At 33.5% G+C, this 25328-nt stretch carries 27 protein-coding genes; 12 read left to right on the top strand and 15 right to left on the bottom strand.

The window, feature by feature from the left end; translation table 11 throughout:
* Positions 1 to 118: 118 nt before the first annotated feature.
* From FN795_RS15040 to FN795_RS15010, 7 genes are all read right to left on the bottom strand, one after another.
* Entirely contained in the window at positions 119 to 529 is a 411-nt protein-coding gene (locus FN795_RS15040; RefSeq protein ID WP_142451359.1) for a BrxA/BrxB family bacilliredoxin, read from the bottom strand.
* Positions 530 to 664: 135 nt separating this feature from the next.
* Positions 665 to 1087, bottom strand: coding sequence for an ArsR/SmtB family transcription factor (locus tag FN795_RS15035; RefSeq protein WP_142451358.1), 423 nt, complete (start codon positions 1085 to 1087; stop codon positions 665 to 667).
* Between the two features lie 291 nt (positions 1088 to 1378).
* Positions 1379 to 2545, bottom strand: a complete 1167-nt coding sequence (locus tag FN795_RS15030) for a lycopene cyclase family protein (RefSeq protein WP_142451357.1) — start codon at positions 2543 to 2545, stop codon at positions 1379 to 1381.
* A gap of 18 nt (positions 2546 to 2563) precedes the next feature.
* Positions 2564 to 3028: a thioredoxin family protein gene (locus tag FN795_RS15025; RefSeq protein WP_142451356.1), complete on the bottom strand. Its 465-nt coding sequence runs from the start codon at positions 3026 to 3028 to the stop codon at positions 2564 to 2566.
* A gap of 207 nt (positions 3029 to 3235) precedes the next feature.
* Positions 3236 to 5488 carry a TonB-dependent receptor gene (locus FN795_RS15020; RefSeq protein ID WP_142451355.1) on the bottom strand — a complete coding sequence of 751 codons (2253 nt, stop codon included), beginning with the start codon at positions 5486 to 5488 and terminating at the stop codon, positions 3236 to 3238.
* A 114-nt stretch (positions 5489 to 5602) separates the two neighbouring features.
* A complete protein-coding gene (locus tag FN795_RS15015; RefSeq protein WP_142451354.1) occupies positions 5603 to 6511 on the bottom strand; it encodes an NAD(P)/FAD-dependent oxidoreductase in 909 nt (302 codons plus the stop codon).
* 11 nt (positions 6512 to 6522) lie between these two features.
* Positions 6523 to 6876, bottom strand: coding sequence for a MerC domain-containing protein (locus tag FN795_RS15010; protein ID WP_142451353.1), 354 nt, complete (start codon positions 6874 to 6876; stop codon positions 6523 to 6525).
* Between the two features lie 93 nt (positions 6877 to 6969).
* Between FN795_RS15010 and FN795_RS15005 the strand changes: the two genes are divergently transcribed.
* The 3 genes from FN795_RS15005 to FN795_RS14995 all read left to right on the top strand — a co-directional run bounded on the left by FN795_RS15005 (position 6970) and on the right by FN795_RS14995 (position 10061).
* Positions 6970 to 7362, top strand: a complete 393-nt coding sequence (locus FN795_RS15005) for a Fur family transcriptional regulator (protein ID WP_081909399.1) — start codon at positions 6970 to 6972, stop codon at positions 7360 to 7362.
* 74 nt (positions 7363 to 7436) lie between these two features.
* Positions 7437 to 9305: an Nramp family divalent metal transporter gene (locus FN795_RS15000; protein ID WP_142451352.1), complete on the top strand. Its 1869-nt coding sequence runs from the start codon at positions 7437 to 7439 to the stop codon at positions 9303 to 9305.
* Positions 9306 to 9407: 102 nt separating this feature from the next.
* Positions 9408 to 10061, top strand: a complete 654-nt coding sequence (locus tag FN795_RS14995) for a metal-dependent transcriptional regulator (protein WP_142451351.1) — start codon at positions 9408 to 9410, stop codon at positions 10059 to 10061.
* 29 nt (positions 10062 to 10090) lie between these two features.
* On the opposite strand, the gene FN795_RS14990 is transcribed toward FN795_RS14995, so the two are convergent.
* The 8 genes from FN795_RS14990 to FN795_RS14955 form a co-directional block, all read right to left on the bottom strand.
* The gene (locus FN795_RS14990) at positions 10091 to 10786 is read right to left on the bottom strand and encodes a hypothetical protein (protein WP_142451350.1); all 696 of its coding nucleotides are present in this window, start codon (positions 10784 to 10786) and stop codon (positions 10091 to 10093) included.
* Positions 10787 to 10809: 23 nt separating this feature from the next.
* The gene (locus tag FN795_RS14985) at positions 10810 to 12036 is read right to left on the bottom strand and encodes a hypothetical protein (protein ID WP_142451349.1); all 1227 of its coding nucleotides are present in this window, start codon (positions 12034 to 12036) and stop codon (positions 10810 to 10812) included.
* Between the two features lie 157 nt (positions 12037 to 12193).
* A complete protein-coding gene (locus FN795_RS14980) occupies positions 12194 to 12595 on the bottom strand; it encodes a hypothetical protein (protein WP_142451348.1) in 402 nt (133 codons plus the stop codon).
* 117 nt (positions 12596 to 12712) lie between these two features.
* The gene (locus tag FN795_RS14975) at positions 12713 to 13495 is read right to left on the bottom strand and encodes an enoyl-CoA hydratase/isomerase family protein (RefSeq protein WP_142451347.1); all 783 of its coding nucleotides are present in this window, start codon (positions 13493 to 13495) and stop codon (positions 12713 to 12715) included.
* A 10-nt stretch (positions 13496 to 13505) separates the two neighbouring features.
* Positions 13506 to 14921 carry an ATP-binding protein gene (locus FN795_RS14970; RefSeq protein WP_142451729.1) on the bottom strand — a complete coding sequence of 472 codons (1416 nt, stop codon included), beginning with the start codon at positions 14919 to 14921 and terminating at the stop codon, positions 13506 to 13508.
* A 144-nt stretch (positions 14922 to 15065) separates the two neighbouring features.
* Positions 15066 to 15614: a CopD family protein gene (locus FN795_RS14965; protein WP_142451346.1), complete on the bottom strand. Its 549-nt coding sequence runs from the start codon at positions 15612 to 15614 to the stop codon at positions 15066 to 15068.
* Between the two features lie 33 nt (positions 15615 to 15647).
* Positions 15648 to 16661 carry a ferrochelatase gene (gene hemH / locus FN795_RS14960; RefSeq protein WP_142451345.1) on the bottom strand — a complete coding sequence of 338 codons (1014 nt, stop codon included), beginning with the start codon at positions 16659 to 16661 and terminating at the stop codon, positions 15648 to 15650.
* Positions 16662 to 16908: 247 nt separating this feature from the next.
* Positions 16909 to 17781: a helix-turn-helix domain-containing protein gene (locus FN795_RS14955; RefSeq protein WP_035652643.1), complete on the bottom strand. Its 873-nt coding sequence runs from the start codon at positions 17779 to 17781 to the stop codon at positions 16909 to 16911.
* Between the two features lie 227 nt (positions 17782 to 18008).
* Here FN795_RS14955 and hemA point away from each other — a divergent pair, with 227 nt between their 5' ends.
* The 9 genes from hemA (at position 18009) to FN795_RS14910 (ending at position 25318) form a co-directional block, all read left to right on the top strand.
* Complete coding sequence (gene hemA / locus FN795_RS14950; protein WP_035652641.1) at positions 18009 to 19259, top strand: glutamyl-tRNA reductase; 1251 nt, start codon at positions 18009 to 18011, stop codon at positions 19257 to 19259.
* A 119-nt stretch (positions 19260 to 19378) separates the two neighbouring features.
* Entirely contained in the window at positions 19379 to 20302 is a 924-nt protein-coding gene (gene hemC / locus FN795_RS14945; protein ID WP_142451344.1) for a hydroxymethylbilane synthase, read from the top strand.
* Positions 20302 to 20967, top strand: coding sequence for a uroporphyrinogen-III synthase (locus tag FN795_RS14940; RefSeq protein WP_142451343.1), 666 nt, complete (start codon positions 20302 to 20304; stop codon positions 20965 to 20967). Before hemC ends, FN795_RS14940 begins: the two co-directional genes overlap by 1 nt.
* 97 nt (positions 20968 to 21064) lie before the next feature.
* Complete coding sequence (gene hemE, locus FN795_RS14935) at positions 21065 to 22090, top strand: uroporphyrinogen decarboxylase (protein ID WP_142451342.1); 1026 nt, start codon at positions 21065 to 21067, stop codon at positions 22088 to 22090.
* Positions 22091 to 22176: 86 nt separating this feature from the next.
* Positions 22177 to 22539 (top strand): hypothetical protein, encoded by a 363-nt coding sequence (locus FN795_RS14930; RefSeq protein ID WP_142451341.1) that lies wholly within the window; start codon positions 22177 to 22179, stop codon positions 22537 to 22539.
* A gap of 25 nt (positions 22540 to 22564) precedes the next feature.
* Complete coding sequence (locus FN795_RS14925; protein WP_142451340.1) at positions 22565 to 22942, top strand: hypothetical protein; 378 nt, start codon at positions 22565 to 22567, stop codon at positions 22940 to 22942.
* A gap of 2 nt (positions 22943 to 22944) precedes the next feature.
* Entirely contained in the window at positions 22945 to 23490 is a 546-nt protein-coding gene (locus tag FN795_RS14920; RefSeq protein WP_142451339.1) for a GNAT family N-acetyltransferase, read from the top strand.
* The gene (hemF, locus tag FN795_RS14915) at positions 23487 to 24389 is read left to right on the top strand and encodes an oxygen-dependent coproporphyrinogen oxidase (RefSeq protein ID WP_142451338.1); all 903 of its coding nucleotides are present in this window, start codon (positions 23487 to 23489) and stop codon (positions 24387 to 24389) included. The genes FN795_RS14920 and hemF overlap by 4 nt, the downstream gene beginning before the upstream one ends.
* Positions 24380 to 25318 (top strand): DUF4421 family protein, encoded by a 939-nt coding sequence (locus FN795_RS14910; RefSeq protein WP_142451337.1) that lies wholly within the window; start codon positions 24380 to 24382, stop codon positions 25316 to 25318. Before hemF ends, FN795_RS14910 begins: the two co-directional genes overlap by 10 nt.
* Positions 25319 to 25328: the final 10 nt, after the last annotated feature.

Genomic DNA, 25328 nt, shown 5'->3' with positions numbered 1-25328 from the left:
CAACAAAAAGCACTATTTTCATAGTGCTTTTTGTTTTAGTCTTTTTACCTTGAATCTTTGCTCCTTAAAAAAAAATCTTAGAATCTCAGCAACTTAGAATCTTAGAATCTTCAAAAAATTAGCAAAACTCGTTAAACGCATCTTGCAAATTCTCAGCGATCATTTCAGCTGGACGTCCTTCGATGTGGTGACGCTCTAACATGTGAACCAATTCTCCGTTTTTAAACAAAGCCATAGATGGCGATGATGGAGGAAAAGGAAACATATGTTGTCTTGCAGCATCAACAGCTTCTTTGTCAACACCAGCGAAAACTGTAATAAGGTGATCTGGTTTTTTAGCGCCTTCTAAACTCATTTTTGCTCCCGGACGTGCATTTCTAGCAGCACAACCGCAAACAGAGTTTACAACAACTAAAGTGGTACCTTCTGCCTTGATAGCATTCTCAACAGCTTCGGCACTATGTAAATCTTGAAAACCAGCAGAAGTTAATTCAGCTTCCATTGGTCTTACCATTTCTTGTGGATACATATTGTTTATTTTTAAATTTTACTTTTGAACTGCAAAGTTACAAAGTTTACCCGCAACTAGTTAATTTGAAGTATAAAGTTTTGTTATAGTTCGATATCAAATTTTAAATCACTGATTTTGTAAATCTCTAAACTATTATTGTTTCATCATTTTACGAGGAAATTGATAATTGTATTTTTTCAAATGACTATATCTACCTTTTCTCTTATGATTTGTAGTTAAAACAGTTGTCTTATCTTGCTCAGAAATTTCAATTGTTGAGAGATAGCTGGTTAAGTATTTTTTAAGAATTTGCATCTTATCAACTTCGATCGAGTAAATGATTTTCTTTCCTTCATTTTTTATATTTACAAGATTTGCTTTTTTCAATTCTAATAAATGTTTAGATATTGTTGATTGTGCCAGCGGAATTAATTCAACAATTTCGCCACAAGTTCTATTATCTCTTTTCCATAATAATGTCATAATTTGTACTCGCGTTGGATGTCCCAGTGCTTTGCAAATTTTTCCTATTACTTCTGTTTCTTCATCAAAATTTAAGCGTTTGCTCATTCCCATAAATCGCCTCTTAATTCATTATCGTAAATAATCGATAATCTTAGACCTACAAAGTCTTTTCGTAATTTTCTCTCTTTTTTGAGAATGCAAATCTAAATGTGAAAATATTTTTTAACTGTCGTTAAAAGTCATTAAAACATAAAAATAAGACCATTTGAACAATTGAAATTAAGCCGGAATTCCATTTTTTAGGAATAAAACATTTTATCACTTAAATAAAAAAGTGTGATTTCCAAAATACGATTATACCAAACAAGCTATCAGTTTTCGGGTTCTAAAAGATGTAAAAAATTATTTGAATAAAACTCGGAATAATGCCTTAATAAAAAGGAATTTTGGGCATTTCAAAATCACTTTAAAATCTTCAAACAGATTCGTTTCTTCATCTAAAAACTTAAAAATCAGCTTGGGATTTCCTTTTTTGAATAACGAAGAAAAAATTGAACTCCCCAATTCATTATGACGATATAAGATATCTAAAAGCAGTAAATCATAAAACCAAAATCTATTCCTCTTATAAAACATTGTCATCCTGAGCGAAGTCGAAGGAACACCAAGAAATTTCACCAATTCTGAAGATTTCTTATCCGAGTTTTTAAAAGTATAACCCGTACTCGCTTTTGTCCAACCGCCGGCAGTACCAATATTTAAAACTCTTTTTGTGCTCTTTTTCCAAAATGGATAAGAAGTCATCGGGATACTTCCCTGTTCTTTTTCTATAATTTCATATTGAGAAATTCCCAGTTTTTCCAAATAGATTTGAATCTCCTTTTCATATTCATCTTTCGTCAGAAGATTTTCTGAAAACAAAGTATATTCTATCAAAGCTTCAGATTTTGAAGTCGGTAAAACATACATAAACCTTGTATTTCCTTTTTGTTCAACCGAAAAATCCATGAAAGTGACTTGTTCCGGATTAAAAACTTCTGATTCTGATTTTACAAACCAACCAACAAAATGTTGTTGTAAAACGGGATATTTGGTTTGACTTTCGGCGAAAGCCTTCGTGTAAATACTATTGAATAAATAATTACAAGTGTATCTGTTTTCTTCTGTTCCAACAAAAACATGGTTTTCGAGTTCATTGATATCCGTTACTTTTTCATTCAAAAATGTAATATTCGTCTGATTCGAAATTTTCTCAAAAACGAAATTATAAAAATCTAAACCATTGATTTTATTGTATTGATAAGGCTTCAACGCTAAATTGCGTTTGAAATTTTCATTCACAAACAAAGCTGAATCCCATTTTTTGGAGATAATCGATTTCCAAATTGATTCTTCTTTTTCCCAGAAACTCCATGTTCTGTCGTTGATTTTCTTTGAGTCTTTATCAAGCAATAAAATTGATTTATCTGAGAATTTACCAGACAAAACCATTTTATAAATTGTCATTAAAGAAGCCAATCCGGCGCCGGTAAAAATGTAATCGAAATGTTTGATTTGTGAAGAATTCATTCTCAAAAATAAGGAATTTTATTTTTCCAGTTTTTCTAAAAGAATTTTAAAATCATTTGGACTCAAATAGATATTATATTGAAAAATGATTTCGTTTCTCTCATTCAAAACACATAAAGTCGGATATGCAATTTGATTATTAATTGTTCCGAGTTGTAAAGCCAGTTCATGAACGCCAACATTATTTCCTGAAGGCTGAAATTTAAAAACATGATTATTAAACGAAATATCTTGTTTTTCCTCGGCATTAAAATCAATGAAATAGAATTCTGAATTTAATTTTTGAATGATTTCAGGATTTTTAAATGTTGTCGCTTTCATTCTTTGGCAAAACTGACACCAATCGGTATGAATAAAAACAATGATTTTTCGTTTTTGAATTTGTTGTAAGCTATCAATTTCTTCAAAAGAATAGCTTTTCAGCTGACAAAAACCTGTAGCTGAAATTCCGAAGAAGAAGATTAATAGAAATAGCTTTTTCATTGTTTTTTGTTTTTTGCCCAGATTTGCTTCGCCTGTTCGCTATCGCTCGAGTCACAGATTAAAATGATTTTTTTTCTGGTTGCCACCCTGAGCGGAGTCGAAGGGCTCGCCAATTGGAGCGGGGCTTCGACTCCGTTCAGCCTGACAAATGCAAATTAAAATCTAAAAAAATCAGTTCAATCCGTATAATCTGTGACCCATAAAATTTTATCGCAAAGTATATCGCAATCCTAAAAATCCACGAATCGTCTGGTTTTGTCCATAAACATAAGTCGTATCAAACGTCAAACCATAAGGATTATCAGGCGTTACCAAAACTTTTCCGGCCGAATCGTATTGCACATTTTTATCAAAAGGATCATTTGTTCTCGAAATCAAAAACGGATTTTTTTGCATCGGCGTAAAATTCAGCAAATTTTTGATACCGCCATAAAGTTCAAAATTCTTCCAACCCGTAAAGGTAAACTGAATATTCTGAATGCTGTACCAAGGCGAATTTGGACTTCGCGGATCTGTTTCGCTCAGCAAAGGCAATTTCATCGGACTGTAAACATTTCCTGTATAATCAATTCCTAAATTCCACGGTTGTATTTTGTATGAAACGCTCCAGGTTGCAGTGAAATTCTCCGTTAAAAAAGGTCTTTCAGAAATTCCGTTTTGAACATTTTTATTATCCAAAACCGTCGCTCCGACAATAAATTTTAACCCAGAAGGAAAATTAAGATCAATATTCGTACTTATTCCCTGACTCAACGCATATCCGTCGATATTATCATAAATAATCTTATTTGGGTCACTTTCATAGTCAGAAATGATTTTATTGCTAAAACGCGTATAAAAAGCTGTTGTTTCGATACCCATAAAAGTTCCGTTGCCAAAATTAATTTTCTGGATATAATTTAAATTCACATTTACAGATTGTTCCGGTTTCAAATCATTCGCAATTACAACATCTCTGGAACCTGTTAACGCGGCGTGATCTTCGGTAAACAAATTCACAACTCTAAAACCCGTTCCCGCATTTAAACGGAAAATCGTGTTTTCATTGGCTTTGAATCTGTATGCAAATCTCGGCGTAAAAATAGAACCGTGAATTGAATTATAGTCATAACGCATTCCGAGCAAAACCTGGCTTTTTGAAGAAAATGTAATTTCGTCCTGAACAAAAATTCCCGGAAGCCAAGTGCTTTCCGCTTCTTTGGTTGCCGTTGTGTTGTCATCATAATAGGAATATCGGCTTGCGATTCCGGCCAATAAATCATTTCGTCGGATTTTTTTATCCCAAGTCAATTGCAGAAAACCAATTTTCTGATTCGCGATATACGATGTCGTTCCGTATCGGCTGTCCTGATAATGTACATTTCCAGAGAACGAAAGCATAAGTTTTTCTTCAAATGGCAATTGATAACTTCCTATTAACTCGGCTCTTTTGGTATAAATACTTTCGCCGTAAATTTCATCGCCTCCGCGGAATTTCTTTTCCCAACGCACATCTCCGCCCCAACGATCTTCGTACATTCCACGTACAGCAACCGTAAAAAGCCGATTATTATTTCGCAGAAAACTCCATTTATTAAAAACCGAAATTCGGTCAGAAAGCGTCACATCCGTAAAATTGTCTTTGTCTTTATCAATAACCTGATTGTAATTGAAATAATTCAGCCCCAAAAGTGAGTTGGCTTTTTTGCCGACATTAAACTTCATTCCCAAATCAAGATTGTTTTCGAAATAAGTCGTCGTAAAATAATCCGCAGAAAACATTGGAGCATTTGTTGGATTTTTGGTTATAATGTTGATCAAACCGCCAACCGCTTCACTTCCGTAAAGAGACGAAGCCGGACCTTTTACAATTTCGATTCGTTCAACCAAAGAATTCGGAATTCCAGATAAACCATAAACCGTAGAAAGACTGCTTACAATTGGCATTCCGTCAATTAAAATCAAAGTATAAGGACCTTCCAATCCGTTAATATGAATGTCACCCGTGTTGCAGACACCGCAATTAAGCTGTGGCCGAACGCCATTCACATTCTGCAGCGCATCGTAAATACTTGGTGTCGGATTTTTTTTGAAGAAAACTGGCGAATAAACCTCAACCGGAACGGCACTTTCCAAACGTTTTACTGGTTTTAAAGTTCCAGAAACGACAACTTCATTCAATTCGTTTTGATCTTCTGTCAATTCAAAATCAAGATTTAAATTTTGATTTTCTAAAACCGAAATTTTCTGATTTATCGTTTTGAATCCATCCGATTTCACAACTATTTTATAGACACCTTTCGGAACATTTTCTAATTTATAAAATCCAACTGAATCAGTTTGCGTTTTAAAGTTTGTATTTAATAAGCTGATATTAATTCCCTGTCCTGCAGGAATTAATCCGTCAATTTTTCCCGAGATATTTTGTGAATAAAGGCGTGTAGCAGAAATTATTAATATTGTCAAAAATAAATATTTCATTATTATAAAATTAAATTTAGACAAAACTAAAAATTAAATTTGACAAATATTGTTTCTATTTGCAATAATTTTAAACGGATTGGATTCAATGTGTTAGATTTTTATTTAAACACGTCAAGCAAAATCTTCATCAATAAGATCTTTATTGATAACCGCCCCGGCAAAAGAACCTGTAGAAACCGCAATAGCTACAGATCGCATTTGTGTTGTACAATCACCACTCGCATAAATTCCTGAAATACTTGTTTTTTGCATGGCATCTACTTTTACTAAACCTTGTTCGTTTATATCACAACCCAAATCTGCTGGTAATGAACAATGTTGCTCAAATGGCGGTTTCGAATAAATAGCTTTTACATCAATTTTTTCTTTATTTCTGAAAACAATATTTGAAACATATCCATAATTATGCTCAAACGAATATATTTCTTCTTCGAAAATTGAAATGCCTTTTTTCTGCAGAGTTTGAGTTTGTTCCAAAGTCAATTCAGATTTTCCATTCGTGCATAATCTCAAATCTTCAGTCCAGTTCGAGATTAATTTTGCGTATTCAAAGGCCATTTCGCCATTTGCAATAATAGCTGTTTTTTCATTTTTCACTTCATAACCATGACAATACGGACAATGCAAAACCGAGATTCCCCAGCAATCTGTAAAACCGTTTATTTTAGGAAACAAATCTTTAACACCGCTCGCAAACAGAATTTTTCTGGAAATGAAAACTTCGCCAGATTCGGTTGAAACTTCGAATCCATTTTCTTTTTTAATTGCTTTTACTGCAAGACCTTTATAAAAATGAACGGTTTTATAAAGATCAACTTGTAATTTGGCTTTCGCCGAAATAGCAGCTGGCTTTTCACCATCTTGTGTAATGAAATTATGTGAATGCGGTGTCTGTCTGTTGCAAGGCAAACCGCTGTCAATAACCAAAATCTGACGGAGCGAACGTCCTAAACTCATGGCTGCCGATAATCCGCTATAGCTTCCGCCAATGATAATCACATCAAAATTCTTCTGTTTCATATTGACCGTTTTTAATGATTTTGTTTTTTGTGCAAATTGTAATTCAATAAATGTCCAATGATCATTCCGATTCCGCCGAAGTAAATTAAATCGAGATGTATTTCAAACACTATTTCACTCAAAATACTGATCCAAATTAAACTCATCGAAACAACTAAAATTGACGACACTAAAAGCGACGATTTTTTTATAATTTTGATTATTGCAAATAAACCAAAAGAAGCAAAAATCAAATCGATTATTGGGTTATGAATTAGCCCTAAAGGAAGGATTGTCAGAACAGGAAAAATCAAACAATGAACGAGGCAAAATGTCGCGCTTGAAATTCCTAAAATATCGTAAAAAGATGTTGTTGTTTTCTTCATATTTTGTAGATTTGCTTAATGCAATTTAGTTGCAAATATATCACAATTTTATCATTTGCAACAATGTTGCGATAAAATTTTTAATTCAAAAAAATGAAAACTACACGTAACACTACAGCAAAGACGGCCGTTTTAGAGGTTTTTGAAAAATCAAGAACTGCGCTCTCACACACCGAAATTCAAAAACAATTAAACGACGTTTGCGATCGCGTCACCATTTATAGAATCCTCGACCGACTAGTTAACGACGATATTGTTCACAAAATTTCCAACCTCGATGGAACGGTAAAATATGCAAAATGCAATCATTCTAACCAGCGTGTCCACATACATAATCATGCTCATTTTAGCTGTGAAAACTGTCATGAAATAACGTGTCTCGAAAATGTAAAGCCAAGTTATATTATGCCTCATAATTACAAAGTCAAAGAAATCAATTTTACATTGTCAGGATTATGCCCGAATTGTTTAAATTCTAACATCTAAGTTTTAGACTTGCCTAAAAATATTGTTCAGCGAATATAATTTTTACATATATTTGTTAAAACAACATTTCTACAATGACCAAATCTTTAGAAGAAGTAAACCAATCGGTTGCTACAGAGCATAAAAAAACAGGATTCAGGAAAATATTAGCTTTTTTAGGCCCCGCATATTTAGTCAGTGTTGGCTATATGGATCCTGGAAACTGGGCAACAGATATCGCTGGCGGAAGTCAGTTTGGTTATACACTTGTTTGGGTTTTATTGATGAGCAATTTAATGGCTTTGCTTTTGCAGAGCTTAAGCGCAAGACTTGGAATTGTCACACAGCGCGATTTGGCGCAAGCTTCAAGAGAAACCTATTCTAAATACATCAACTACATTTTATATTTTCTTGCGGAAATTGCCATTGCTGCCTGTGATTTGGCCGAAGTTCTCGGAATGGCGATCGGAATTAATCTTTTATTTGGAATTCCATTGCTTGAAGGTGTTTTAATTACTGTTTTAGACACTTTTCTCCTATTATTCTTGATCAACAAAGGAATTCGTAAAATGGAAGCGTTTATAATTGTTTTGGTCGCAATTATTGGTTTTTCTTTCATTTTCGAAATGATTTTTGCACAACCTGAAGTTCCAAAAATCCTTGCTGGTCTTATTCCTTCTATCCCAAATTCGGCTGCTTTATATATTGCAATCGGGATTATTGGTGCAACAGTAATGCCTCACAATCTTTATCTACATTCTTCTTTGGTACAAACCAGAAAATTTGACCGAACTCCAGCTGGAATCAAACAAGCTTTAAAATACAACCTCATCGATTCAACAATTGCTTTGAATTTGGCTTTTTTTGTAAATGCTGCCATCTTGATTCTTGCTGCCGCAACATTCCACAAAAACGGAATGTTTGAAGTTGCTGAAATTCAAGACGCGCATCAATTTCTTGAACCGCTATTGGGAACTAAATGGGCTCCAATTCTATTTGCTGTTGCCCTAATTGCAGCCGGACAAAGCTCGACTGTTACCGGAACTTTAGCTGGCCAAATTGTAATGGAAGGATATTTACATTTAAGAATTCAGCCTTGGGTTCGCCGAATCATAACACGTTTAATTGCAATTGTTCCCGCTTTAATCGTGATTTACATTTATGGCGAAAGCGTAACGGGAAAACTGTTGATTTTAAGCCAGGTTATTCTGAGTCTTCAGTTGGGATTTGCGATTATTCCGCTTATTCATTTTGTGAGTGATAAATCCAAAATGAATGGTTTTCATATTTCAAAAACCACGCAGGTCGTTTCATGGATTATCGCCGCAATCATTGTTTCTTTGAACGCAAAATTAGTTTACGACGAAATCACTTCATGGCTTGAAAGTTCAAATCATCCAACGGTTCTTTGGTTGACTGTTGTTCCGCTTGCTTTTGCTTTTGCCGGATTATTGTTATACATTGTTTTTAAACCTTTTATTGCAAAAGCTAAAGCAAAAACCATTAATCATTCGCCTCACAATTTAAAATTAAAATTTACGCCAAAGGAAAGCCACGCTGTAAAGAATATCGCAATTTCAGTAGATTTTTCAAATGCCGATGAAGCCGCACTAAATCGTGCTTTTGAGCTCGGCGGAATGGACGCTAAATACACGCTTATTCACATTGTAGAAACTGTTGGCGCTTTGATGTATGGTGTGAATGTACATGACCACGAAACGACTATCGATGAAAAGCTTCTTTTAGAATACAAAAAAATGCTTTCAGAAAAAGGGTTCAATATTGAAACCAAACTTGGTTTTGGAAAACCCAACAAAGTAATTCCAAAAATAATAAACGAAGGCAACTTTGATATTTTAGTGATGGGAACCCACGGCCACACTGGATTAAAAGATATTCTTTTTGGCACAACAGTAGATAAATTGAGACATAAAATTTCAATACCTTTGTTGATTGTTAAATGAAGGTGCTGAGATGCTAAGATTCTAAGTTGCTAAGGTTTTTCAAAAAAGCCTAAAAAGAAAACTTAGAACCTTAACAACTTAGAATCTTAGAATCTTTAAAAAATGACTTTTTCAGAAGAAAACTATCTAAAATCGATATACCACCTTACAGCAGCTTTAGAAACTGAAGTTAGCACTAATGCTATTGCTGAAATCATGGAAACAAAAGCTTCCTCTGTAACCGATATGCTTAAAAAGCTGGCAGAGAAAGATTTGGTAAACTATAAAAAATACCAAGGCGTTTCTTTGACAGAAAACGGAAAACTAGCTGCCAAAATGATTGTTAGAAAACATCGCTTATGGGAAGTATTTTTAGTTGAAAAACTAAATTTCAGCTGGGATGAGGTTCATGATATCGCTGAACAATTGGAACACATCAAATCGGAGCAATTGATTAACCGTTTAGATGATTTTCTGGGAAATCCGACTGAAGATCCACACGGCGATCCAATTCCAGATGCAAATGGCCGAATTATTAAAATTGAAAAGCATCTTTTATCTGAATTAGAAGAAAACCAAACCGGTGTTTGTGTTGGCGTTAAAGATACTTCATCAGAGTTTTTGAAATATCTGGACAAACAAGGAATTGCTTTGGGTTCTAAAATTGAATTTCTTTCTAAAGAATCTTTCGATTTATCGGTGAAAATTAAAGTAGATGGCAGGGAATTATCAATTTCGAATAAAATTGCTTCAAATTTGTTTGTGAAGTTGGTTTAGGTAGATTCAATTTTTTAAAACCTCTTTATTTATCTTCCCGCTTCAACCCAAGAAATATTAAATAACCCTTTAAATACATAAATCGTTACATTCCTACCTACTTCCAATTCATTGTAGGTATTTTTATCTATTGTCAATTTTATTGCTTCAGATTGTTTTTCTTCAGATATAACCTCTATATCATATGATTTAATTCCTACACTTTGAATACGCATATGATTAACAGTTGATGTAAATATTTGAGGTTTTGATTTGTCGAAGACACAATTAAAACCTATAACTACACCAAAAACATATATAAATGAAAAAAGAACAATTCTAAGTATAGTTCTATACCAATTTTCAATCTGCAGATATTTTCTATTTACAATTAAAAAAATTGCTGAAAAAAGGATTGTCATAATTGCAACAGAAAACCACACATTAGAATAATTCACTATATTAAAATCGGAATGTATTCGAAATGCCAAAAAAATAGGAGGAAAAAAAGCAGCTAAAACATTCGTAGAACTATTTCTCTTCGCTTCTATTTTTATTATTCCTTTTGATAATCTAAAAAGCAGTATCCCAATAATTGGCATTAAAAAACAGACAATTACCATATAATTATAAAAAGTAGGAAATTTTAAAATCCAAACTATAATTCCGGCACTTGTATAATTGATAATTTTGGTAACTAGAACTGCTTTTCTTAAAAATTTCTCTTTTAATGTAATTGAATCCATTCTAAAAGAATATAAATTGATGATTATCTTTTATGATCTACTACAATCCAAGGAATGTTAAATCTTCCCTCAAACAAATAAACAGAAACTTCATCACCTTCATTTAGAGAGTCATATAAATCGGAATCTATGGAAACCTTTTCTGTTTCTGTTTTATTATTCCAAGGTAACAGATATAAATAGTAACTCGTGACCTTGTCTTCACGCATCTCTTTGTTCACTACTTCGCTTGAAAACATTTGCGGATCCGATTTGTCAAACACACAATTTGTCGCAATAACTGTCCCGAATCCATAAACAAATGAAAAAATAGCAAACCATAAAATTGAAAACAAATCTTTTCCTTTCTTAAATGAAAGGTGTTTACTAAATGACAATAGAATTCCAGTATAAGTAATCGCAATTGCTATTGCAGGAATCCAAACATTTGAATAATCATCAATCGAAAAATCGAGCGACATACGAAAAGAAAGTGCGATTCCAGGAGCTATTAATGGATAAGTTGCATTTGGATAAACGCTGTTTTTTGCTCCATCGACTCTAATTAATCCCTTCCAGAATTTTATTACTGCAAGTGTTATCAATGGCACAGCAATACAGGCAATAATTGCATATTCATACGGATTAGGGAAAAATATTGTCCAAAAAGTCACAAATATTCCGACACCAGTCAAAACGTAAGAAGTTAATCGAGCCTTTTTTAGTTGATCTTCTCTTTCTTTAGAAGAAATTCCAAACTCTTGATTTGATAATATTTCTTGTTTTTCATCTTCTATAATTTTGTCAGTCGCTTCTCTTTTTCCCTTATCAAAGTCAATAACTTTGGAAGCCAAAATAGCTTTAATTTCCGAAGAATTTTCAATCGTATTTTTAAATACAATAGTCTTCTTACTTCGATCTATTGGCTCAACAACAATATCCTCTAACTGACGTATTTTAGGATTTGTCCTAGTTTTAAAGCCTTTTATTTCCGTAAACTTTAACTCTCTCTTTTTTAGAAAACCAATTATACAAATAGATTCATCTGTAATGATCACTCTTCTTTTCTTTGTAGAAATTATTGCTACAATCATAAGAACAATCATTAACATAAATAAAGGCGGAAGCCATAATTTTTCTTCTCCTGATTGAGTAATTGTACCTGAAGGAGATAAAATATCAATTATAAATGCGCCATAGAATAGAATTCCTAATGACGCTGAAATGTAAATTAATATCCTTATTCCCTTTTTTACTCTGTATTCTTTCATTTTAAAAAGCTATATAATTTTTTGCAAAATTATCGTTACTTTTTAGGCGCATATGTTTATAAAAGACTTAATAATATAAAAAAAAGCCAAAAAAAATCCGTAAAAACTATTTTAGCTTTTACGGGTTTAATTTTCAATTTAATTGAAATATAATCTTTTACACAATACCTTTTTCAATCATTTCCAGCATAACCGGAGATGCATTTTTAAATGTCGGCGGCTGCTCAATAATACTTCCTGCGTTCTTTTTATTTACTTTGAAAGTAAGATCGTTTTCTGTTGTAAAAAGTAAAGCAGTCAAAAAAGGATTTTTTATATAAGTACCAAGAATCAATAAAGCTTCATCTAAACTATGAATGCTTTCAATTTCTTCTGTTTTATATCGAGTCGTCAGGGAAATTGAGAATGTGTTATCTTCATTCAAAACCAATCTGAAATAGATGTTTTTGATTTCGGTGTCGCCCATTGTTTTTGCCAAAGTCAGTTTTGCGAAAGTTCCGGCTTGGATACTTTCTTTAACTCGTTCACAAAAAAGGGCAAATATTGGTTCGTAGGACATATTGTGATGTTTATTTAACCGCAAAGGTCGCAAAGATTTACGCAAGGTTCGCAAAGTTTTTTAATTTTCCTTGTGTGCTTTGCGTAATGTCTTGCGACCTTTGCAGTTGAGAAAAAATTATTTACCTGTAAATTCGGCTTTACGTTTCTCCAAAAAGGCCGTTGTTCCTTCTTTAAAATCCTGTGTTCCGAAGCATTTTCCGAAAGATTTAATCTCCGTATCAAATCCATTTTTACCATCTTCGAAATTAGCGTTTATTGCTTTTATTGCTTTTGCAATAGCAAACGGTGCATTTTTTATGATTTTTTGTGCAATTACAGTTGTGAAAGATAAAAGTTCGCCTTGAGGCACAACATGATTTACTAAACCGTATTGTTTTGCTTCTTCGGCAGAAATCATAGCTGCAGTCATGATCATTTCCATTGCGCGACCTTTTCCAATCAATTGAGGCAAACGTTGTGTCCCTCCGTAACCCGGAATTAATCCTAAAGTAACTTCTGGCAATCCCATTTTTGCATTATCTGAAGCGACTCTAAAATGACAAGCCATTGCTAATTCTAATCCGCCGCCTAATGCAAAACCATTAACGGCTGCAATAACTGGCTTTTTAAGATTTTCGATAAAATCAAATAAAGTTTCCTGACCTTCCGCAGCTAATTGCGCACCTTCAACAACGGTATAGTTTGCAAATTCCGAAATATCGGCTCCAGCAACAAAAGCTTTTTCACCACTTCCGGTTAAAATTATAGCGCGAACTTCCTCATTTTTGCTTAACAATTTAATTGCTTTGCTCAAATCACTGATTGTTTCCTTGTTTAAAGCATTCAGTTTTGCTGGTCTGTTAATTGTAATGGTTGCAACTCTCTCCTCTATTGCAACTAAAATATTTTCGTAATTCATGACGCTAATTTTATGAGTTTGTAATAGGCAAAGAAACTCTAAAAGTGGTTCCTTTTCCGTATGTTGATTCAAAGGTAATTGTTCCTTTATAATTTTCTATGATGTTTTTGATAATTCCGAGTCCAAGTCCCATTCCACTGGTTTTGGTGGTGAATTTTGGTTCGAAAATTCTACCGATATCTTGTTTTTGAATCCCGATTCCGTTGTCTTTCACGGCGATTTCAACATTGTTATTTCTTCTTTTTACCGTAACAATAATTGATTTTTGAAACTGACTTTCAGAAATTGCCTGAGTTGCATTTTTAACCAAATTGGTAATCACACGAATTAATTGTGTACGATCCATAGTAGAAATGATTTCTTCTTCATCACTTTCAAAAGAAATATAATCTTCATTGAAAATATCCAAAGCTAATTCAACAACCTCAACAACATTTAATGTTTCATTTTGTTGCGCCGGCATTGAAGCAAAGTTCGAAAATGCCGAAGCCACTGCTGTCATCGTGTCAATCTGCTGAATTAAGGTTTCGGAATAATCATTCATCTTCTGTTTAACGTCAGGAGCGCTTGGATCAAATTTTCTTTGAAAACTCTGCACTGTTAAACGCATTGGCGTAAGCGGATTTTTAATTTCGTGCGCGACTTGTTTCGCCATTTCGCGCCAGGCTTCTTCACGTTCACTTTGCGCTAATTTAATCGCACTCGTTTCCAGTTTGTCAACCATTCCGTTATACGCTTTTATCAGGAAATTGACTTCTTTGCTATTGGCTTCCAGAACAATTTTTTCGTTTTTCTGATCCAGATTGGTTTCTTCCAAACGATCTGAAATGGTTTTCAGTGATTTTGTAATATAAGTAGAAAGGAAATATGCTAATCCAAAAGCGACAATCAGCATAAAAGAATATACCTGACTTAAACGAATTAAAAAGGTATTCAACTCATTATCATAATAACCATCGTCTTCTAAATAAGGAAGATTCAGAATTCCGAGTGGTTTGAATTTTTCGTCTTTAATTAAACTGTATGAAGATCGGTTTTTAACTCCGTCTATAGTTTTAATGTCTACAAATCGTTTTTCAATCGAAGAGCGAACCAATTTCAAAATATATTCCGGAATTGGCGGCGGCGCTTTATCAACAGCGAAAGACTCTTTTGAAGATTTTAATAGTTTTCCGTCAAGACTATAAATATTGATTTCGATTTTATGAATCTGAGCTAATTCGTGGATTTTATCTTTAAAAATCAAATCCAGATTTTGGGTTTTCAGCGGGTAAGTTGTAGTCGAAAGCACATAATTGATGTGTTCTTTTACCGCATTTTCTTTTCGTTCTAAACGTTCTTGATGATATTCTTTTGCTTCAGTCTTAAACTGAATAATCGAAATCGAAGCCAATAAAAAAGATGCCACAACAATCAATACAATCATCGACAGGAAAATCCTGGTACGAAGCGATAGCATTGACATTTTGAAGTTGTTAAACATGTTTTTTTAGTTATAAATTATGAGTTATGAATTATGTGTTATGTGTCATAAACTTACAACTCATAATTCATAACTCAAAACTCATAACTATTTTCTCTCTCTAATTCTCTTGTAAAATCGGAATCCCAGCATTATTAAAACCGAAAACAATATAATTCCGATTACGCCGAAAATCCAATTGATGGCGCTTTTTAAAACTACTAAAAAGACAACGGCAAATAAAATAATCGTTGCACCTTCATTCCACAAACGCATAAAATTATTGGAATATTTTACCTCATCATTTTGCAATTGTTTAAAAATCTGATGGCATTTTCCGTGATATAAATATAAAAGAAAAACGAAACACAATTTTACATGCATCCACGGCATTTTAATCCAAATATGACCAGCGTCTGTAAAAAACAGCATCCAAAAAGCAAAAATACTCGCCAAAACTGCCGACGGCCACGTAATAATGTACCACAAACGGTAGGCCATTATTTTGTATTGCGCCTGAAGAATTTCTTTTTCTGGTGAAGGTTTCTCATTCGCTTCAATTTGGTACACAAACAAACGCACAATATAAAACAAACCCGCAAACCAAGTGATTACAAAAATTAAGTGCAGTGATTTTAGATAGTTATAATATTCCATAAAGTCTTTTTTCTTTACTCTTGCCTCTTTCTTCTATTTAGCCCAATCGTTAATCCAGTTAGAAACCGTCTGGCACCATTCATCATCATCATTCAAACATGGAATTGCCAAGAACTCTTCGCCACCTTTTGCTTCAAAATCTTCTTTGGCGCGCATGGCGATTTCTTCTAAAGTTTCTAAACAATCTGAAACGAAAGCTGGTGTTACAACTGCTAATTTCTTGATTCCTTTTGCAGGCATGTTATCAATTTCAACATCTGTATAAGGTTCTAACCATTTGTCTCCCGCTAAACGCGATTGAAATGTCAGACTGTATTTATCTTCAGGAAGTCCCAATAATTTCACAACTTGTCTTGTTGTTTCGTAACATTGGTGACGATAACAAAAATCATGCGCTGGCGAAGGCGTGTTGCAGCAAGATCCGTCAATTTTACAATGCGATTTAGTCACATCGGTTTTGCGAATATGACGTTCTGGAATTCCGTGGTAAGAAAACAATAAATGATCGTAATCAAAACCAATTAAATGTTTCTGAATGGAATCGGCTAAGTTTTTGATGTAATCCGGTTTATTGTAAAATGCCGGAACATCTTTAAATTTCATGTGAGGGAATTTCTTCTTGCGAATTTCTTCGGCCTTTACTAAAATAGTTAAAGTTGAAGCCATTGCATATTGCGGATACAAAGGAAAAAGCATTACGTCTGTAACTCCTTTATCACTTAATTCCTGAAGTCCTTTTTCTATTGTCATGCTTCCGTAACGCATCGCTAAAGAAACTGGAACATTTACAAGAGGCTGAACCTTTTTCTGCATTCTTTCAGACAATACTACTAAAGGAGAACCTTCATCCCACCAAATTTTTGCGTAAGCGTGCGCCGATTCTTCTGGTCTTTTTCTTAAAATAATTCCACGAACTAATAATGCTCTCAATAAATACGGAACGTCGATCACGTATTTATCCATTAAAAATTCGTCTAAATAAGGTTTTACATCTTTTGGAGTTGGACTTTCTGGAGACCCAAGATTTACTAATAATACGCCTTTCATGTTTTTTGCTTTTGGCTTTAAGTGCTAGACTTTAAGCTTTTTATTTGTTTTTAAAAATTTCGTCAAAAGTAAACGCTGTACTTTATTCGAAATATGATAATTATTACTTTTTAATTATTGTAGAATATTTAAAATCGATTTGGATAATTCGTGAAATTTTTCACGCAGATTTACACAGATTTAAGCAGATTAAATTCGTGAATTGCTTCGCCTGTTCGCTGTCGCTCGGGTCGTGGCTAAAAAAAAATTACACATTCGCATTAATCGACATTAAATACTTCTTTGGAGTTGTCGCGAACTTTTTCTTGAATGCTGCTATAAAATGACTTCCCGTGCTATAACCTATTTTAAGTCCAACCTCATTTACATTATACGAACCGCTGTCTAATAGTTTTCGGGCGAAATCCATTTTGTAATCAAAAAGGAAACCGTAAACCGTATCTCCGTAAATTTGTTTGAAACCCATTTTAAGTTTCTTCAAATTCAAACCAATTTCATCAGCCAGTTCTTGTAATCCCGGTGGTTCGGCCATATTGGCGATAATGATTTCTTTTGCTCTTCGTATTTTTAGAACGTTGTCTTCATCAATCAAAAACGGACATTGTTCTGCATTTGGATCTTCGGTTCTATTAAAATACAAACTCAATAATTCGTATCCTTTTCCTTTATAATAAAGGTTTTTTATAGATGGATGAAGATTATAATGAAACAACTGACTCAAAACAATCGCCATTGACGGACTTATATTTCCTTCGTTATAATACTTTTTGTCCTTATTATCAGGACTTAAAAACGTAATATAATCGGCTTCAGCAGAAAACAACGCGTGAAATTTTTTGATGGAAACAATTACCGAAATCACCCACGAGTTTGGAGCCAATTCTAAATTAAGCGGTAATTCTTTCTGCGGATTGTATAAAAGCAGTGATTTTTCTTCCTTCAAATCCAAAGCATAAGAACCTTGATTGAACAAAAATTTAGCATTGCCTTTTATCCCGAAGTGGAACTGTATCAGACCAGTACCTATTTCATGCTGCGCATAAAATGGCTCTAAACTGTCATTTTGAAAACGGATCAGCGTAAAGTCGTCTTCAATTTTTATAACTTCTTGAGAACTCATAGCGATATTTTTTTTAAACTAAAATCAAAACTAACGCGAAATGTTATTTAGAATCACTCTAAACTAATCACTTGAAATGAGTTGATTTTGCTACAAAAATAGTCCTTTTTACTCAAAAACACCTATTTAGGTTCAAAAAAACATACAGCGACATAAAAAGTACTTTTAGCGTTATTTTTATCGATGGTATAGTAATAATTTTGTTGCACTTTTATGAAAGTGAATTTATGGAAAACAATAACGTACCGAAACACCTTTATTTTTACTCAGTTGGTCTGAGTTATAAAAAAGCTGATGCTGAGGTCAGAGGTCAATTTAGTTTGGATGCAGTTGCGAAGACTCGTTTACTGGAACAAGCTAAAAACGAAGGAATAGAAAGTTTATTAGTTACTTCAACCTGCAACAGAACCGAAATCTACGGTTTTGCAGAACATCCATTTCAATTAATAAAATTGATTTGCGATAATAGCAACGGCTCTGTTGATGCTTTTCAAAGAGTTGGTTTCGTTTACAAAAATCAGGAAGCAATCAATCACTTATTTCGTGTAGGAACTGGTTTAGACAGTCAGATTTTAGGTGATTTCGAAATTATATCCCAAATTAAAACGTCTTTTATCCATTCAAAATCTTTAGGTTTGGCGAATGCTTTTCTGGAAAGATTAGTGAATGCGGTAATTCAGGCGAGCAAAAGAATTAAAACGGAAACAGAAATTAGTTCTGGTGCTACTTCGGTTTCTTTTGCATCGGTACAATATATTTTGAAGAATGTTGAAGATATCAGCAATAAAAACATTTTACTTTTTGGAACTGGAAAAATCGGAAGAAATACGTGTGAGAATTTAGTAAAACACACTAAAAACGAACACATTACTTTAATCAACAGAACGAAAGACAAAGCGGAGAAATTGGCCGGAAAATTAAATCTGATTGTTAAAGATTATTCTGAATTACATTTAGAACTTCAAAAAGCCGATGTTGTTGTTGTGGCAACCGGCGCTCAAAATCCAACGGTTGACAAAGCAATATTGAATCTTAAAAAACCTTTGTTGATTCTGGATTTATCTATTCCGAAAAACGTTCATGAAAACGTTGAGGAATTAGAAGGTGTAACGTTGATTCACATGGATTATTTGTCTCAATTGACGGATGAAACGTTGGAAAACAGAAAATTACACATTCCTGCGGCTGAAGCAATTATTGAAGAAATCAAAGAAGAATTTGTTATTTGGATGAAAGGCAGAAAATTTGCCCCAACAATTAACGCCTTAAAAGAAAAACTAAACGCGATCAAAGCTTCGGAATTGGATTTCCAAAGCAAAAAAATCGCTGATTTCAATGAAGAACAAGCTGAAATCATCAGTAATAGAATCATTCAGAAAATCACTACTCATTTTGCAAACCATTTAAAAGACGACGATACCATGGTCGATGAAAGCATCGAATGGATCGAAAAAGTCTTCAAAATAAAAGCATCTTAAATAAAATTTTAAACCATATAAGTTATATAAGTTCATTTAACCACAACGCTTAATTGTTGTCTTTAAGTTCAAGCTGCTTAAATTTCCTTATATAACTTATATGGTTCAAAAAACAAATCATGGCAGAAAAGACAATCAGAATAGGAACGCGTGACAGCGAATTAGCACTTTGGCAAGCACACACTGTAGAGAAAAAACTAAACGACTTAGGTTATAAAACCTCAATTGTTGCGGTTAAATCTCAGGGCGACATTATTCTTGATAAGCCACTTTATGAATTAGGAATTACTGGAATTTTTACCAAAACACTTGACATCGCTATGATCAATGGCGATATTGATATTGCCGTGCATTCTATGAAAGATGTTCCAACGGCTTTGCCAAAAGGAATTGTTCAAGGAGCTGTTTTAGAAAGAGCCAATGTTTTAGATATTTTGGTTCATAAAGGAAATCCTGATTTCGAAAATCCAAGCACTATTGCGACCGGAAGTTTACGTCGCCAGGCACTTTGGTACAATAAATACCCAAATCATACTGTAGTTGATTTACGCGGAAATGTAAATACACGTATGCAAAAATTGCAAGACAATAATTGGGATGGAGCTGTTTTTGCAGCTGCAGGTTTGGAAAGAATCAATTTAAAACCAGAAAATTATATCAATTTAGATTGGATGATTCCGGCTCCGGCTCAAGGAGCGATGCTTGTTGTGGCAATGGAAAATGACAACTATACTTTAGATGCGCTTTCGCAATTAAATCATATTGAAACTGAAATTTGTACTTACATTGAGCGTCAGTTTTTGAGAACTTTAGAAGGTGGTTGTACAGCACCAATTGGAGCTTTGGTTACTTACAATGAAGATGAAGACACTTTGCATTTTCAAGGTGTTTTACTTTCTGTTGATGGAAAACAAAAATTGGAAATCAACAAAACGGTTGATATTTCAGAATGGAAAAAATTAGGTTTTAATTCAGCTCAGGAAATTTTGAATAATGGAGGAACGGAATTAATGCAGAAAATTAAAGAATCTCTGAAGAAATAATGGCAAATCCAGTTCAAATAGTATCTACAAAAATATTATCTCCTCTTCATAAGCAAGAACTAATGAAATATGGCGTCGAAGTAATCGAAGCCGATTTCATTAAAACCGAAAATAAACCTTTCGAATTAAAAGACCTCAACGAAAGTCTGATTTTTACAAGTCAGAATGCCGTTCACAGTGTTTTATCAGATCCAAAATCAGAAGATCTAAAAAAGAAAAACGTGTACTGCGTTGGACTTAAAACCAAAACTTTATTGACAGATAACGGATTTAATGTTGTGGCTTACACAGGTTACGCTTCTGATTTAGCTGAAATTATTACTTTAATTTATGGAAATGAAAGCTACACTTTTTTCAGCGGAAATTTAAGAAGAGACACTTTGCCAGAAGCTTTAAAAGAAAACGGAATTAAATTCAATGAAATTCAGGTTTATGAAACTACGCTACAGCCTCAGAAAATAAAAGCAAATCCTGAAGCGATTTTGTTTTTTAGTCCGTCTGGAGTTAAAAGTTATCTGAAAGACAATACTATAAACAAACAAATCTGTTTCTGCATTGGCGAAACCACCGCAGAAGCTTTATCAAAAATCACAAAAAATATCATCATCGCAGATCAACCCACAATTGAAGACGTAATCGAAGATGTAATTCACGAATACAAATAAATCAAAGCAATAAGCTTTAGGCAGTAAGCCGTAAGCAAAAAAATCATAATTAAACAAGCTTAAAGCCTAAAGCTTAAAGCCTAAAGCAAAGAAAAAAATGTTAAAAAACGACCTATTTTTAAAAGCATTAAAAGGAGAAACAGTTCAGCGTCCGCCAGTATGGATGATGCGTCAGGCAGGAAGATATTTACCTGAATTTAGAGAACTGCGTGATAAATATGATTTTTTTACGCGTTGCGAAACTCCAGAATTAGCTGCTGAAATTACAGTTCAACCAATCCGTAGAATTGCTCCGGATGCTGCGATTTTATTCTCAGATATTTTGGTAGTGCCTCGCGCAATGGGAATTCATGTAGAATTGAAAGATAATTTGGGTCCGATTATTCCAGATCCAATTCGTACAATGGAACAAGTGAATCAAGTTTTTGTTCCAGATGTGAATGAAACATTAGGTTATGTTTTTGATGCTGTGAAATTGACTAAAGAAATGCTGAATGATGAAGTTCCGTTAATTGGTTTCGCAGGTTCGCCTTGGACAATTTTCTGTTATGCTGTTGAAGGAAAAGGTTCTAAAAGTTTTGATACTGCGAAAGGATTTTGCTTTTCAAACCCAGTTGCAGCGCATACTTTATTACAAAAAATCACCGATACGACTATTTTATACTTAAAAGAAAAAGTAAAATCGGGAGTAAATGCGGTTCAGATTTTTGATTCTTGGGGAGGAATGCTTTCTCCTGTTGATTATCAGGAATTTTCATGGAAATACATCAACCAGATTGTTGATGTTTTAGCTGAAATTACTCCAGTTATTGTTTTCGGAAAAGGTTGTTGGTTTGCTCTTGGCGATATGGGTAAAAGTAAAGCTTCTGCATTAGGAGTTGACTGGACTTGTTCAGCTAGAAATGCTCGTTATTTGTCTGGTGGAAACATTACTTTGCAAGGAAACTTTGATCCGTCAAGATTGCTTTCTCCAATTCCGACTATCAAGAAAATGGTTCACGAAATGATCGACGAATTCGGAAAAGATAAATATATCGTAAATTTAGGTCACGGAATTTTACCAAATATCCCTGTAGATCACGCAAAAGCGTTTATTGATGCCGTGAAGGAATACGGGAATTAGTATTCAGTTTACAATTTTTAGTATTCAGTTTTTGAGTAAAACTGAATACTAAAACTTAAAATCAGGAATAAATTCATACTATCATTATGTTGCAAAAGAATACTATTTCTAAGATTGAAGAAGTAAGTCCTAATTTTATTGGATTTAATATACTCATTCTATTCGTTTTTGTAATCTGGTGGTATAACGTAATTAGCACTTTTATTTTTGGCCATTATAGTCTTTCCGGAGAAAAGCAAATGTTCGAAATATTCATTTATACCGTTGGTTCATTTGTTTTGCCTTTACTGTATACTTTTTATATTTTAGGCTACATCGACTATAATAAAATTAAAAAACAGTCATTATATTTTAAACTTATTGGCTTAGCCTGGCTTCCAGCGATCATTCTTTTAATAAACTTTATTTATATCCAGTCAACAATAGACAATCGGGTATATTTTGAATAAAAAAAACGAGTTAATTTAAATCAACATGCTCAACAAAGGTTTAAGAGATGAAGAAAAAATCAGAATTGATAACGTTCTTAAAACGTTACGAACTCTTGTTTTTGTTCCTTATCCTTTGAATGCTTTACAAAAAACAGAAATTGAAAATCAACTCAAAGAATTCGGATTAAATCTTGAAAATTTAATTGATTTTTCGAATGAAGATTTAATTACTTTCTTGATTCGTCTTTCCTTTGATTGGGAACAATTAGAACAATTTGCTGATATTTTAGTCGAATTTTCTAAAACTGAAAACTATAATTTAGACAATAAGCCTTTGGCCGTTTATCAATATATTCAGGCAGAAAGCAGGATTTTTTCTTTCGGAATCAATACTAAAATTGCTTCTCTAAAAAACAAATAAAGATGAGTTTTACAGATTGGAAAATAGACCGAATTGAAAATATTCTTCCTAAAGAGTTTTATAAACTGATTGATAAGAATAAAAATCACATTGGTAAAACATTCCCTGTAACGCTAGCTAATTCTGACTCACCAGAAAAAGCAGAAAATTTTATCTCAGTTAACAAAGACAAAGAAAGAAATAGCGAAGGATATTATTTCTTCGCCCGCGATATAAAAACAAATAATCTAATTGGTTATTTGTGTGTAAAAACTATTGATTACCGCATTTCAAAATGTGAATTAGGTTATTTTATCGACGAAGATTTTCAAGGCAAAGGCATTACATCCGAAATGGTTTCTAAGGCACTCGATTTTTGTTTTAACGAATTGAAGATGAATAAAGTTTTCATCTGTACTTCAGAAATAAATATAGCAAGCCAAAGAATTGCATTAAAACATAATTTTAAACAAGAAGGAATTTTAAGAGACGAATTTAGAAATGGTGATGGCACATTACAAAATACTGTTTACTTCGGATTACTTAAATCAGAATACAATTTACAATGAAAGACAAATTTTACGCATACATACAACAATTACAAGACCAAATCTGTGCTGGATTAGAAGCTGTTGACGGAACGACGAAATTCCGTGAAGATTTATGGAAACGTCCAGAAGGCGGCGGCGGAAGAACACGTGTTATTGAAAACGGTGCTGTTTTCGAAAAAGGAGGTGTAAACATTTCTGCAGTTCATGGAAAACTTCCAGAAACGATGCAAAAAATGTTTAATGTCGGAGAAGCTGATTTTTTTGCTTGTGGATTAAGTTTGGTTTTACATCCAAAAAACCCAATGACTCCAACGGTTCACGCGAATTGGCGCTATTTTGAAATGTATGACGAATCTGGAAAAGTTATCGAACAATGGTTTGGTGGCGGACAAGATTTAACGCCATATTATTTGTTTGAAGAAGATGCAAAACACTTTCATCAAACCTGTAAAACGGCTTGCGATAAACACAATCCAGAGTTTTATCCGAAATATAAAAAACAATGCGATTCGTATTTCTGGAACGCACATAGAAATGAAGCGCGCGGAATTGGCGGTTTATTTTTTGATTATTGCAAAGCAAATGAATCAATGTCAATGGAAAATTGGTATAACTTTGTAACTGAGGTTGGTAATAGTTTCCTGGAAGCTTATGTTCCAATTGTAGAAAGAAGAAAAAATTTAGCATATACGCCAGAAAACAGAAATTGGCAGGAAATTCGTCGTGGCCGTTATGTGGAGTTTAATCTGGTTCATGACAAAGGAACTTTATTCGGATTAAAAACGAATGGAAGAATCGAAAGTATTTTAATGAGTTTGCCTCCGCATGTGCAATGGGTTTACGATCATCATGCAGAAGCAGGAAGCGAAGAAGAGAAATTAGTAAATGTGTTAGAAAACCCACGCGAATGGATGTAAAACTGATTTATATAGCGTTTTTTGCAAGTGTTTTTGGGTGTTTCGCTCAAAATGATACTTTGCAGAATCCCTATTTTAAATCATATAATGATAAAATTACGGCGAGCGTTTATTATTTAGACACTTCAAATAGTTTTCAGATTACATCAGACAATCAGGATCCGAAGATTTATCTTGATCTCATTCCGAATCGCAAAGAGCAAATCGGTTTTAGTTTAAATTACAAGATTATTGATATTACGATTGGTTTTGCTCCGAAATTTCTTGGCGGAAATACCGGAGATTCCCATTCTAAAAACTTTAATTTCAACACTCGCTTTTATTATAAAAAATGGATGCAGTCCTTAACTTTTATCAATCAAAAAGGGTTTTATGTAAGTGATGATAATTTTACTGCACAAATGCCCGATATGCGAAGTACAAAAATTGGCGGATCGACTTCCTATGTTTTTAATGACAAATTCTCATTTAAGGCATTGGTAAATCAAAACGAATGGCAGACCAAAAGTTCTGGAAGTTTTATTCCGAATTTTTCTTTCTATTACACCAATATTGACCTAAATACGCCTGATACAACACCCGGAGATATTTACGTATTTACTTTAACTCCTTCTTACTTTTATAATTTTGTAATAAGTGATCGCGTTTTAATTGGAGCAGGAATTGGTTTGGGCGCCGGAATTAATGATGTTGACGGAGATACCTCAGCGTTATATCAAGCCGATTTAAATTTAAAATTGGCTTATAATCAAGATCGTTTCTTTGCTTTTGCCAGTCTGAATGCGGTAACCTTTGATCAGGACGAAAAAGTAGATCCGAGATTGAATGATAATATTGTCACTTTAAAAATTTCTGCTGGTTATCGATTTGATCCTCCAAAAAAGGTAAAAGAAGTATATGACAAGGCAAATGAGAAAATAGGGCTTTAAAAAGCCTTCA

The sequence above is a fragment of the Flavobacterium resistens genome (assembly GCF_900182645.1).
GTDB lineage: Bacteria > Bacteroidota > Bacteroidia > Flavobacteriales > Flavobacteriaceae > Flavobacterium > Flavobacterium resistens.
The sequence above is the reverse complement of the archived record's forward strand: the minus strand, read 5'-3'. Positions and strand labels throughout refer to the sequence as shown.